This is a genomic window from Lacibacter sediminis, assembly GCF_014168535.1.
Lineage (GTDB): Bacteria > Bacteroidota > Bacteroidia > Chitinophagales > Chitinophagaceae > Lacibacter > Lacibacter sediminis.
Window position 1 is genome coordinate 2,748,205 of record NZ_CP060007.1, and the last position, 12,615, is coordinate 2,760,819.

Annotated in this window: 12 protein-coding genes and 1 tRNA gene; 4 read left to right on the forward strand and 9 right to left on the reverse strand. The window is 40.3% G+C overall.

Annotation, left to right across the window (positions count from 1 at the left end):
• Positions 1-49 precede the first annotated feature (49 nt).
• Positions 50-679: an NAD(P)-dependent oxidoreductase gene (locus tag H4075_RS11560; RefSeq protein ID WP_182801004.1), complete on the reverse strand. Its 630-nt coding sequence runs from the start codon at positions 677-679 to the stop codon at positions 50-52.
• Positions 680-788: 109 nt separating this feature from the next.
• On the opposite strand from H4075_RS11560, the gene H4075_RS11565 reads away from it, so the two are divergent.
• Entirely contained in the window at positions 789-1,205 is a 417-nt protein-coding gene (locus H4075_RS11565; protein WP_182801005.1) for a hypothetical protein, read from the forward strand.
• Here H4075_RS11565 and H4075_RS11570 read toward each other — a convergent pair.
• The 7 genes from H4075_RS11570 to H4075_RS11600 form a co-directional block, all read right to left on the reverse strand.
• The gene (locus tag H4075_RS11570; RefSeq protein WP_182801006.1) at positions 1,202-2,212 is read right to left on the reverse strand and encodes a hypothetical protein; all 1,011 of its coding nucleotides are present in this window, start codon (positions 2,210-2,212) and stop codon (positions 1,202-1,204) included. The two genes, H4075_RS11565 and H4075_RS11570, sit on opposite strands and share 4 nt — an antisense overlap.
• Positions 2,213-2,250: 38 nt before the next feature.
• Positions 2,251-2,871 (reverse strand): D-glycero-alpha-D-manno-heptose-1,7-bisphosphate 7-phosphatase, encoded by a 621-nt coding sequence (locus tag H4075_RS11575; protein WP_220494741.1) that lies wholly within the window; start codon positions 2,869-2,871, stop codon positions 2,251-2,253.
• A 2-nt stretch (positions 2,872-2,873) separates the two neighbouring features.
• Positions 2,874-3,458, reverse strand: a complete 585-nt coding sequence (locus H4075_RS11580; RefSeq protein ID WP_182801007.1) for a D-sedoheptulose-7-phosphate isomerase — start codon at positions 3,456-3,458, stop codon at positions 2,874-2,876.
• Between the two features lie 107 nt (positions 3,459-3,565).
• A complete protein-coding gene (locus tag H4075_RS11585) occupies positions 3,566-4,702 on the reverse strand; it encodes a glycosyltransferase family 4 protein (protein WP_182801008.1) in 1,137 nt (378 codons plus the stop codon).
• Positions 4,699-5,640: a glycosyltransferase family 2 protein gene (locus tag H4075_RS11590; RefSeq protein ID WP_182801009.1), complete on the reverse strand. Its 942-nt coding sequence runs from the start codon at positions 5,638-5,640 to the stop codon at positions 4,699-4,701. The genes H4075_RS11585 and H4075_RS11590 overlap by 4 nt, the downstream gene beginning before the upstream one ends.
• Before the next feature lie 8 nt (positions 5,641-5,648).
• Positions 5,649-6,161, reverse strand: a complete 513-nt coding sequence (locus H4075_RS11595; protein WP_182801010.1) for a DUF4199 domain-containing protein — start codon at positions 6,159-6,161, stop codon at positions 5,649-5,651.
• 10 nt (positions 6,162-6,171) lie between these two features.
• The gene (locus H4075_RS11600) at positions 6,172-7,437 is read right to left on the reverse strand and encodes a dihydroorotase (RefSeq protein ID WP_182801011.1); all 1,266 of its coding nucleotides are present in this window, start codon (positions 7,435-7,437) and stop codon (positions 6,172-6,174) included.
• A gap of 122 nt (positions 7,438-7,559) precedes the next feature.
• On the opposite strand from H4075_RS11600, the gene H4075_RS11605 reads away from it, so the two are divergent.
• A tRNA-Pro gene (locus H4075_RS11605) sits at positions 7,560-7,633 on the forward strand.
• Between the two features lie 424 nt (positions 7,634-8,057).
• Positions 8,058-10,220 (forward strand): alpha-galactosidase, encoded by a 2,163-nt coding sequence (locus tag H4075_RS11610; protein WP_220494742.1) that lies wholly within the window; start codon positions 8,058-8,060, stop codon positions 10,218-10,220.
• An 88-nt stretch (positions 10,221-10,308) separates the two neighbouring features.
• Here the strand turns inward: H4075_RS11610 and H4075_RS11615 are convergent, their stop codons facing one another.
• Positions 10,309-11,337 carry a substrate-binding domain-containing protein gene (locus H4075_RS11615; RefSeq protein WP_182801012.1) on the reverse strand — a complete coding sequence of 343 codons (1,029 nt, stop codon included), beginning with the start codon at positions 11,335-11,337 and terminating at the stop codon, positions 10,309-10,311.
• Positions 11,338-11,508: 171 nt separating this feature from the next.
• On the opposite strand from H4075_RS11615, the gene rhaT reads away from it, so the two are divergent.
• The gene (gene rhaT / locus H4075_RS11620; RefSeq protein WP_182801013.1) at positions 11,509-12,600 is read left to right on the forward strand and encodes an L-rhamnose/proton symporter RhaT; all 1,092 of its coding nucleotides are present in this window, start codon (positions 11,509-11,511) and stop codon (positions 12,598-12,600) included.
• Positions 12,601-12,615: the final 15 nt, after the last annotated feature.

A 12,615-nucleotide genomic window follows, 5' to 3' on the forward strand; every position in this document is an offset into this window, starting at 1 on the left:
TAGGTTTAATCTGTGAATATCCGTTTGATCAGTTATATCTGCGTTTCTATCAAACTGCAGAAATACCAACTCTGCTTTTCACAAATTCATTTCGCTCCAGTTCATTCAACATAAACTGTGCAAGGTCGCCTGCGTTAATTCTATTGAGGTTGGGTTGTGGAGGATAATCCCTGGCAGTAATATAATTACCAGTTGGGCCATCGTTGATAATATCAGGACTGCAGACAAAGGTCCAATCCAGAGGAGAGTCTTTTAATGCATTATATGCTTTGCGATGTTCATTGCCAACCGGCAGGTATTCTTCAGGATAATCTTTCTGATCAATAATGAGTGAATGTTCATCGAAATTCAAAATACTCATATTACCCAATGCAACAATACGTTTAACAGCGGCTTTCTGCATTTGGGCTACAATCGTTTTCATACCAAGCGAACGTGCTTTATCTGATCCGTCAAACGCTCCGCCAATTGCACTCAATACAGCATCACAACCTTTAACAGCGTGCAATATATCTCCGGCATCGAACAACCCACCTTTAATTTTCTCTAACTTGTCGTTTTCGATATCCATTTCATATACATTCCTGCCATAGGCCTTTACCGAATGGCCACGCCACAAAGCCTGCTTTACCAACTGACTACCAACCTGACCTGTAGCGCCAAATACAATTAATTGCATGCTGTTTCTCTTTATACTTCCAATTTACAAAAGCCGATTGAGACTGTTAAATTTAAAATGCAGCCAACCTCTGGTAAAGAATTACAATCTTTGCAGTTAAATCAACAAGTTGAAACAAGTTTACTTCCTCATACTGTTTATATTCTCAGTTGGTCTTGTGCGTGCGCAAAAGATCGATAGCCTGTTCTTTAATCTTTACACCGACAGTTTAAAGAAAGGTTCCTGGAATTATATTAATGTTGATGCGAAGCTCAGCAACGGCAGTTATATGCCATTAACCAGCGAGCAATTAAATTTTAAAGTAAGCAATGGGAAATTACAGGGAAACAGCGTTTGGATTGGATGGGAATTTACTGACGATTCTGTTGTTGTTGAAGTATCGCTGAAAAAAGATGTTTCTGTTCGCAAATCAATTACTATCTGGATCAAAAAGAAAGATGAGCAATTGAACGCACCTTTGAATGATTCATTACTTCAACAGATCAATGATCGGCCTAAAACTCCCAGAAAGAAACGAAAGAATTAACCGCCTGTTTTTTTCTTGACAGGAGGTTTTGCTGCTGGTTTTGTTGTGGTTGGTTTTTTCGGAGCCGGTTTAGTGGTAGCAGGCACTTCCATTCCTTCGCCCATTTTTAAACGATTGTTGAAATCAATAGCTTCCGGTATCGGCGCTTCTCCATCTTTCAATTTAAAATCAAATACTTTATCGATGTGCAGCCATTGTCCGTTGGTCCATTTGAAACCTTCATAATCACCATCAGGAATTAACGTGTAGCGTTTGCCGGGTTCATTTGTTTCTGATATCAGGTGATCGAAGATGATCATATCCAGTTCTTCATCATACTGCACCCTTGCTCTTCCATCTTTTTTATATTCCAATAAGAAACGATTTAATGCCGGCTTCGGAACAGAATCTTTTGCATAAGAGAATGCAGAAGGTATTCCAAACATCGGCGTGCCGTTATCATCAAACCACATTACATCGAGCCACTTTTTTGTAGTTCGTGCATCATTTTCATCGTAACCAAAGAGCGTATAGTATTTGCGTCCGTTATGTTCTTTTTCGAGAATGCGATAGTACACTGCACCAACCCACCACATGTTATTGGCAACGGTATCAACATCATTTGCAATAAACTGATCGGCATCACGAAGCGGAATAAATTTTTCTTTTCCTTTTGGTGATCGAAGTTGAATAAATCCTTTCTGCCTGCAATAATCATCATCTCTTACAACCTGCCAGGTGAAAATGCGGAAGGAGCTATCAGGGCTGTAAACTTTTGAAATTGTTTTTAAGGAATCAAACGGAAACTGGTATGATTTATCCTGGATAAGTGCCCGAACAAGTATGCGTGTGAAATTGCTATCGCTGCGAAAACGAACGGCTGCATCTGTCCCACGTACGATCTCGTAACCAAAACGTTTGAGTGAATCTTCACGAAGTTTGAATTGCTTCAATTCAGCAGGAGTGAGTTGCTGTGCCGAAGCCACAAACACAAACGAAACGCAGAGAAGGGTAAAGAGTTTTTGCATGCAGACTATTAACTGATTAGGGGCAAAATTATTGTGTTTCAGGCTTTGCTCACGAGCGCTGTGGCAAATGCTAACAAATCTTTATACTGTGCATCTACGGTTGAGGGATCGGGGTTCTCTTCAGGCCGTGTGGGAAGGTAAACAGTAAAGGCACCGATCTTTCGTCCAAACCACATATCGTTGGGCATATTCCCCACCATAATCGACTTACTGAAATCAACAGCCGGAAAATCTTCTTTGGCCTGGTAAGCCATGCCCGGATTAGGTTTGCGGTTGATGTGTTTGTTATCTGTTTCAGGACAGAAATAGATCTTATCAATACGACCGTTGTTTGTACTGATCTCCTGCAACATGTTCGTATGAATTTCCAACAGATCTTCAAGGGACATTAATTTCTTACCAACACCGGCCTGGTTCGTAACCACAAAAATGCGTGGAAACAAAGTCGACAATTGTTTGATGGCTTCCAGCACTCCGGGCATGAAATGAAATTCATTCCAGTTCTTGATATAATCGCCCACCACGTCCTGGTTAATCACACCATCACGATCGAGAAACAATGTCCAGTCCTGATCGATCAAGGGTAATTCCTTATGTGGTAACGGCATAAAGTAAGCTGTATTTGCAGGATGATTTGTTGGGAGTGTTGTATGGATCATGATCAGCTTTTTGCAGCGAAATAACGCTCTTCTACCAATTGACAAATGATATGTCCAAGCATAATATGGCTTTCCTGTATGCGAGGTGTTGTTTTCGATGGCACATTGAACAAATGATCGCTCAATGGTTTTAGTTTACCACCTGTTTCGCCGGTAAATCCTATTGTGATCATGCCTTTTTCTTTTGCCGCTTTAAAGGCTTCAATGATGTTGGGTGAATTACCTGAAGTTGATAAACCAACCAGTACATCACCTGCGTGACCAATACCTTTTACCAAACGTGCATAGGCCACTTCAAAACTATAATCGTTGGCAATAGCTGTGAGGTAGGATGTGTTTACATGCAATGCTTCTGCAGGTAATGCTTCACGATCGAGATAAAAACGACCACTGAATTCTGCTGCTAAATGTTGTGCATCAGCAGCGCTGCCACCATTACCACAAAAAAGAACTTTCTTGCCGTTTCGGAATGCATCAACAATAAGATCGCTGATGGCATCCAATTTTGCAATGACTGTTTCATCGTTGAGGAGTTGCTGTTTTACAGCAATGGAATCAAGAATAACCTGTTTGATCTGTTCGCTCATGCTGCAAATGTAAAAGAAAAGCTGCAAGCTGTTCGCATAGGTATGCCATACCTATCTATATTAAAATTTTACTCAGCCTGATAAGTAGGTGTGGAATATCTAACACTTTAAACTGATGCTGCCAGTTGTAGAACCGCTGCCGTCATTTTATCCCAGCCATATTTCTTTTTTTCGTCCCGGAGATAAGGCAGAAACTGTTCGCTACCTGTTTGCATATACTCCTGCATGGCTGCTGCAATAGCATCAACCGTTGGTTCACAAACCAGGCCAACTTTACCATGTGGCACAAACGCAGGAAGTCCACCAACATTGGTAACGATCATGGGAATTTCGAAATGATAGGCAAGGGGAGTAACACCACTTTGTGTGGCATTGCGGTAAGGTTGCACCACTGCATCTGCTGCACAGAGATAATATTTTACTTCACTATCAGCAATGAATTCTGTTTTGAGAATAAGATCATCTTTAAGCTGAAGTTTTTCAATGAGTTCATCGTACTGTTTGCGGTCTTCATAAAACTCACCTGCAATTAGTAATTTGGAATTGGGATTTAGGATTTTGGGGTTTTTCAATTGTGCAAATGCCTCCAGTAACATATCAAGTCCTTTGTATTTGCGGATGAACCCGAAGAAAAGAAATACAAATGTTGTTTGATCAATACCGAGATGAGTGCGTGCTTCCTGTTTTGAAACTGCGTTGCCAAACACATCGTACAACGGATGTGGTTGAAGTATTGCAGGTTTTGTTTGGGTGAACATACGCAGATCGCTGAGCACTTTTTCACTCATGGTGATAAAGGCATCAACCGGTTTAATAAAATACTTTGTGAATGCATGATCGCCGAAACGTTTTTCATGCGGCACTACATTATCGGCAATGCAAACGATCTTCGTCTGTTTGTTTGATTTGATGCGACGAAGAATAGTTCCCAAAGCAGGCCCAATCAATGGCAGCCAATAACGAACGACGACAAGATCGGGCCTCAAATTTTTTATTTCATTCCCAACTGCTAACCAGTTGATTGGATTGATGGAGTTGACTTTTATGTTGATGTTAAGATCAGCAGGTGCAGGTTCAGATGAATATTGTGTTGTGCCCGGAAATAGAAAATCCGGGTACTGTAAGCTGAATGAGTAAATAGTTACATCGTGTCCTTCGTTTTGAAATTGTCTTGCTAATCGCTCATTAAATATGGCGATACCACCACGTAGGGGATGAGCAGGACCGAGGATCACTATTTTCATAACCCAGTTTTATCTCCAATCAAATACACATTTCGCTCGGGAGCATTACGTGCAATCAATTCACCAATAAAACCTGCAAGGAATAATTGTGAGCCGATCACCATTGAAACCAATGCAATGAAAAAAGTAGGACGATTGGTAATCGAAAAATTAAAATCAACCAGCTTTGAAATAACCAGGTAACCACTGATGATAAAACCAATCATAAAAAATAACGTGCCCCATAAACCAAAGAAATGCATGGGTCGTTTACCGAACTTACCAACAAAAGAAATGGTGGCAAGATCAAGGAAACCATTTACAAACCTGTCCCATCCAAACTTGGTAACACCGTATTTTCTTTTGCGGTGTTCAACTACTTTTTCACCGATCTTCCGGAAGCCTGCCCACTTCGCCAACACAGGAATATAGCGATGCATTTCGCCATACACTTCAATACTCTTTACCACCTTACCATTGTATGCTTTCAATCCGCAATTAAAATCGTGCAGGTAAATGCCACTCATTTTACGGGTAGCTGCATTAAATAATTTCGATGGAATATTTTTGGTCAGAGTATTATCGTAACGCTTCTTTTTCCATCCACTCACTATATCAAATCCATCAGCAGTGATCATCTTATATAACTCAGGAATTTCATCGGGACTATCCTGCAAATCAGCATCCATCGTGATCACTACCTGACCTTGTGCTGCTTTAAACCCTTCGTTTAATGCAGCTGATTTGCCATAGTTACGTTGAAAAGAAATGCCCTTGATATTACTGTTAGCAGCACGGAGTTGCTTGATCACATCCCACGAACCATCGGTGCTGCCATCATCCACCAAAATAATTTCATACGAGAGTTGCTGATCATTCACTACACGTTCGATCCATGCACATAGCTCGGGTAACGATTCAGCTTCATCTTTTAATGGAATAACAATACTCAGGTTCATAGGCGATATTAAATAGATTTCGGCATGTTTGCGTTAGGATTCTTTTTGGCAATACCGGCACCAATCAATGAAGCGATGCCTCCAATGAAAGCATAACTGAATAGTGAACCAACCACACCAAAAAGGAAAAAGTATTTACTTGTAAATTCAATCGCCTTATCAATTGTTTCTTCATTCATCTGGGGATTCTCTTCCATCCCTTTACGTGCCATCTCCATCGCTTTTTCTTTCACTTCCGGCATCAGGAATGTTGACAAGATAAACCCGGCAATTGCAATAAGTGTAACAATTGCAGCAGTCTTAAAACCATGACCAAATACAGAACCGAATGTTACCTCGCCATCCATATCAACCGAAAAAGAATAACAGGCCCACACTATAGCAGCCAGATAACAAACGATGGTAACCCACTGCACCCAACGTTCGTAAATATCAAATACCTGAAACAGTATACCTATCAGGACAACAGCAATGCCAATAATTAAACCCTTGACAAAATGTGACGTTACTTTCTTTTCCATAAACAAAAATTTAGTTCAGTTTAAGTTGATTGTTATTGATGATCCCAATCACTTTTCCTCTCAGCTCTTTACCAATAAAGGCAGAGTTCTTTGATTTGGAGCGGATGGCATCGGTTTCAAACACATATGTCGCCTCGGGGTTAAACAATGTTACATTGGCCATGGCACCTTCTTTTATTGAAGGCATTTCAATATCCAAAACCTTGCGTGGGTTGATGCTTACAAGTTCCACCCAGCGTTCGGCACTTAGATCATTTCCAAAAACAGCTCCCATAACGCCATAACAACTTTCAAGGCCAACCATGCCGGGTTTGGCGTACTCAAACTCACAAATCTTACTGTCGTATTCATGTGGTTCATGATGCGTGGCAATACAATCAACCGAACCATTCAACACTGCTTGTCTTAATGCATCACGCTCAACAGCCGTACGGAGTGGTGGATACAATTTCAGGTTGGTATCATAACTCTGCATGTCTTCATCTGTAAAATAAAGATGAGCAGGTGTTACAGAGCAACTGATAGCCGCACCACTTTCCTTTGAACGGTTAATATATTCAATACTCTTGGGCGAAGTAACACCGGTGAAATGCAGTTTTGATTCTGCATAACGGGCAAGCTTAATATCTCTTGCCACCTGAATTTCTTCCGCAAGGATTGGTTTTCCGGGCAATCCAAGCCTTGTGCTGATGATGCCTTCATTCATCAAACCATAAGTTCCGATGGTTTTATCATCAGGTATCTGGATGATGGTACCATTGAACGCTTTTACATACTGCAACGCTTTCAATAACAATCCTGCTGATTGTACAGGATGCAATCCGTCGGTAAAAGCAGCAGCGCCTGCAGCACGCATATCATACATCTCAGCCAGTTCTTTTCCTTCGGTTTGTTTGGTAACAGCACCCAATGGGTGAATATTCACAGGTGATTGTCTTGCCTTCTGCACAATGTATTCCACCTGCGATTTGCCAGACACAATGGGGTTGGTATTGGGCAATACCATCACATCTGTATAACCACCTGCGGCTGCAGCTTCAATACCCGTTTCCAACGTTTCTTTAAATTCAAAACCGGGATCGCAGAAGTGCGCAAACAGATCGACCCAACCCGGCGAAAGATGAAGATTTTTTTCTTCGATCACCTGATCTGCCTGTTGCTGTGGCAACGAACCAATGAGTTTAATTTGTCCGTTATCAATAAATACATCCTGTATAGTTTGATGGAAAGGAGACTGAGGATCGATAATGTGCGCCTGTCTGATGAGAATGGTCATGTAAGAAGTTCAGATTATTGCGCCGCTAAGATCGTTTTTTTTGATTGATTTTGTGCGAAATAGATATAAATCTTACATTTGCTGCCCGCTGAAATCCAGGGGTGGATTTCTGTTTTTTTGTTCGGGACGTAGCGCAGCCCGGTAGCGCACTAGCATGGGGTGCTAGGGGTCGCTAGTTCGAATCTAGTCGTCCCGACTAAGGCAAAAGCTTCACTGAAAAGTGAGGCTTTTGTTTTTTCCATATCCATTTTTTTTAATGAACAGTAACGCCTCCGTATAAAGCTGGAGGATCGTCCCGACAACTCAAAGCATTGATTTTTCAACGCTCTTTTTATTGCTAATGATTATTTCACATCTTAACATTAGGGGATTGTACCATGATAACAACTTTAGGTATTAGCCAACCATTGCATTTACAATGAATGCAACCGTTTGCTCAAATTGATTAGCTGGTAATGAATGGTATGCTGTTAGTCGTAATTTAGATTGAAACTGTAAAAACGATGGATCAACAGATATAGGTGAGCAGAAATAACCCGTTGATTCATTTATTGCTTGTTCATTCTAATGATAAAAAAATGTTTAAAGGTTTGTCATCCGTTTTTTCGTTAATAACTTTTTTGTTTATTCATTCCGCATACAGCCAGTCATCAGCACTGTCAACCTGGGAACAGGGGTTAGAGAACAGGATCAGTTCAGATTGGCTGGTTCACCCTGTGAAAGCAAAAGCAGCCCTTTATTCTTCCGTTGATAAGAAGGACATTATTCTGTATAACGGTTTGGTGAAACGTGTGTTTAGGTTAACCCCGAATGTGGTATGCACAGACTATATAAATTTAATTACCGGTCAACAATTATTGCGTGCCATAATGCCGGAGGCTTCTATTACAATTAACGGAAAAGAATATAATGTTGGCGGATTGCATGGGCAAAAAGAGAAAGCCTATCTTTTACCTGAATGGGTAAACAGTTATACTAAATCAGATAATGACTTTCAACTGGAAAACTATACAACCGGAGAATTGTTGCAGCCCATTAACTGGAAACAAAAAGATTGGTGGGCATTAAACAGCCATCAGCCAAAAGGCAAAACAATCAGCTTTACTTACCGCAACAAGAAAGCTGAATTGAAGGATGTTGCAGTTATTGTTCATTATGCTTTATACGATGGCATTCCCGTGATTGAAAAATGGCTGACCATCGAAAACAAAGGCCCAAACTCTTTTACAATTAACAAAGTTAAAAACGAAGTACTTGCATTGGTGGAAGAAGAAAGTGCTGTTGTAGGCAAACCGGAGCAAATGAAAAAGCCACAGGGAATTTATGTTGAAACGAATTATGCATTCAATAATTCAATGCGGTATGATATCAGTGATCAGACATTACATTGGAAAACAGACCCCACCTATACATCGCAGGTAAATTATAATTACGAAACACCCTGCATTCTTGAAGTATATCCTGATAAAGCGCCGGGCATTGAACTGCGGCAAAACGAATTGTTCACTTCTGTACGATCTTATGAATTACTGATGGATAGTTATGATCGTGAACGCAGAGGACTTGCAATAAGAAAAATGTACAGAACCATTGCGCCATGGACAACAGCTAACCCAATCTTTATGCATTTGATAAGCAGTAATGATGATCAGGTAAGATTGGCCATTGATCAATGCGCTGCAACAGGTTACGAAGCATTGATCTTAAGTTTTGGCAGCCACTTGAATATGGAAGATTCGTCGGACGCAAATATTCAGAAATGGAAATCGCTTGCACAGTACGCACATCAGAAGGGTGTGCAGATTGGAGGTTATTCACTCTTTAGTTCAAGAAGGATCAGTGATGAACACGATGTAATTAATCCTGCCACTGGAAAAACAGGTGGTGCTTTTTTTGGAAATGCACCTTGTTTTGGAAGTAAATGGGGACTTGCTTATCGTGATAAAATAAAATACTTTTTTACGCAAACCGGTTTTGATATATGGGAAAATGATGGCCCATATCCCGGAGATGTATGCGCATCAACTACACATCCAGGCCATAAAGGCCTTGATGATTCGCAATGGAGACAGATGGAAATTCAAAAAGAACTATATCGCTGGCTGAATGAAAGAGGGGTATATATCAATGCTCCTGATTGGTATTTCTTAGATGGCACACATAAAATTGCAATTGGCTACAGGGAGGTTAATTTTTCGTTGTCAAGAGAGCAACAGAAAATCCTGAACCGTCAGAATATTTATGATGGTACATGGGAAAAAACGCCTTCCATGGGTTGGGGCTTTGTACCATTAACTAAATACCAGGGGGGAGGCCCTGAAGCAGTTCTTGAGCCTTTAAATGATCACTTAACAGACTATGAGCAATTAATGATGCAGTATTATGGTGCAGGTGTGCAGGCTTGTTACAGAGGGCCGAGATTGTATGATACCGAAAAAACAAAACAAACAGTTATATCAGTTATTAACTGGTACAAAAAATACAGGGAGATATTGAACAGTGATGTCATACATCTGCGACGAGCCGATGGCAGAGATTGGGATGGTATTCTGCATGTTAGTCCTCAACTGAAACAAAAAGGATTGATGATGCTCTATAACCCCACAAATACTTCAATTACAAGAACAATAAAAATTCCGCTCTATTATACGGGGTTGAGCAGTACAGCAAAGATCAGGGAAAAAGAAAGTATTTTTAAACCTTACAGTTTAGGAAGAGACTATAGTGTTGAACTAACAGTGACCATACCTGCAAATGACTATACATGGTTCGTGATTGAGTGATAAAAAATGTCTTCGTTTTTTTATTAACACACAAAAACAACGCTACCTTATATACATTAAATGTTTGATTGAAAACTATGTTTCAGTTTTACAGCGAATCTCTCAACGTCAACGAAAAAGGCACTTCCTCATGTTTTCGTTCATTACTCAACACAGCCTGCGCCGCCATTTCTCCCATCTTTTTAAAATCGGTTGAAATAGTAGTAATGCCGTTTAAGATAAAACGTTTCCAGGGAGTTTCATTGTAAGAGATAATACCGATGTCTTTTCCAACTTTCAATTTTGTTTCCTGTATTTTTTCGAGTAATACAACGAGGTCGTCTTCCATGAGGTTGATATAAGCTTCACCTTTGCGGATGGGTTCGGCAGCAATTTCATGAACAACTTTGTAAGCAAAAGCATATTCAGTGCAAAAACGTTCAAAGCCTTCCAATATCTCATTCGGGAAATAAGTGTAAGAGGGGAACACAATTTTCAAGGTCTGGTAATTACTCAACTGCGGCAGAGCTGTTTTTAGTGCATTGAAAATATCTTTTTCAAAATTTTCGTACACCGCACCGTATTCACCTTTAATACCGGGGATAATTTTATCGAGCAGAATTAATGCGCCTTCATCTATTTCATTGATCACTTCATATGCATTTTCACCACCTTCGAGGAAATGAGGGATGATAACATAATGCGTATATCCTTTCTTACGGCTTTGCATCAGCTTTTTAAATAAAGCATAGTCATTATTATAAATGTAGAAGTCAATGGCCGCCTGGTCGCCAATGGTTGCCACAAATGAATCATAAATGATTTTCTTGTGCGCACTTAATTTATTAAAGAGCAAAAATACCCTGATATCCTGCCGGATGTCTGTCTTCGCAATAAAATAACCCTTCCCCGGTACTGAACCAACCACACCTAATTGTTTCAATTGGCGGTACGCCTTTTCGGCTGTGTCACGGGCAATGCTCAATTCAAAACTGAGATCGTTGATGGAGGGCAGGAGATAATCTTTACCGATACTGCCCATTTCAACAGCCTTGAGAATGGAATTCACAATCTGCACATACTTGGGAGTGATCGACTGTTCATCAATAAGGATATGGCGGTATATGTTATCAGACATAATCAATTTGTACAGGTGGGTTTAAAGCATAATCGTCCGATAAAATTAATGGTTCTGCAGCTATTATGCGGTAGTTAAACAGATTGCTTGCTACTCAGGATAGTACATGACGGGATTTCTCAACAACCGTTTTACTTTTATCTTCAGATGTTTGCTATATAAACTATTACAATGCAGGTATTACTCGGCGTTATTTTTCATTTCATAGGCGGTTTCGCATCAGGCAGTTTTTATATTCCTTATAAAAAGGTAAAAGGTTGGCATTGGGAGAGTTACTGGATTATTGGTGGTTTATTCTCCTGGCTCATTGTTCCACCTGTAGCTGCTTATCTAACCATTCCCGGTTTTGCAGAAATAATTCAAGGTGCAGCCTTCCCGGCTTTGTGTGCCACATTCATTTTTGGCGTGTTGTGGGGAATTGGCGGCTTAACCTATGGACTAGGTGTTCGCTATCTCGGTGTATCACTCGGCAGCAGCATCATCCTTGGTTTGTGTATGGTATTTGGTGCCATCATCCCTGCTATTTATTACGATTTCAGTCCTGTTGCAGGAAAAGATACATTCAGTGCAATGGTTGGTTCCACATGGGGACTTACCATCCTTGCCGGGTTATTGCTTTGTATCATAGGTATTATCATAAGTGGTAAAGCCGGTGTAATGAAGGAGAAAGAATTGAAAACTGCTGCCACCGATCCACATGGTGCAGAAACTTCGGTTGAATACAAGTTTGGCTTAGGTATGTTCGTAGCTATTGTTTCGGGTGTATTAAGTGCCTGTTTCAATTTTGGTTTGGAAGCCGGACAGGAAATGGCAACTGTTGCCAATGAAACATGGAAAGCAGCCAACCCCGGTGAAGGTGAGTTCCTTTATCGCAACAATGTGATCTATGTTGTATTGCTTTGGGGAGGTTTAACAACTAACTTTATATGGTGCATGATCCTGAATGCCCGCAACAAAACATTCGGCGATTATACCAATCAAAAAACACCATTGTTAAGAAACTATTTGTTCTCAGCGTTAGCAGGTACAACTTGGTTCTTACAATTTTTCTTTTATGGTATGGGCGAAAGTAAATTGGGTAATGGCCCAAGCTCATGGATCTTACACATGGCCTTTATTATTCTTGTGGCCAATATGTGGGGACTTGTATTGAAAGAATGGAAAGGTGTAAGCAAAAAAACAATTTCAACAATTATCATAGGCATCATTGTCATTATCCTCTCTGTATTACTGGTTGGATATGGCAACAGCCTCCATGTATAAAAATTTTAACTGAAA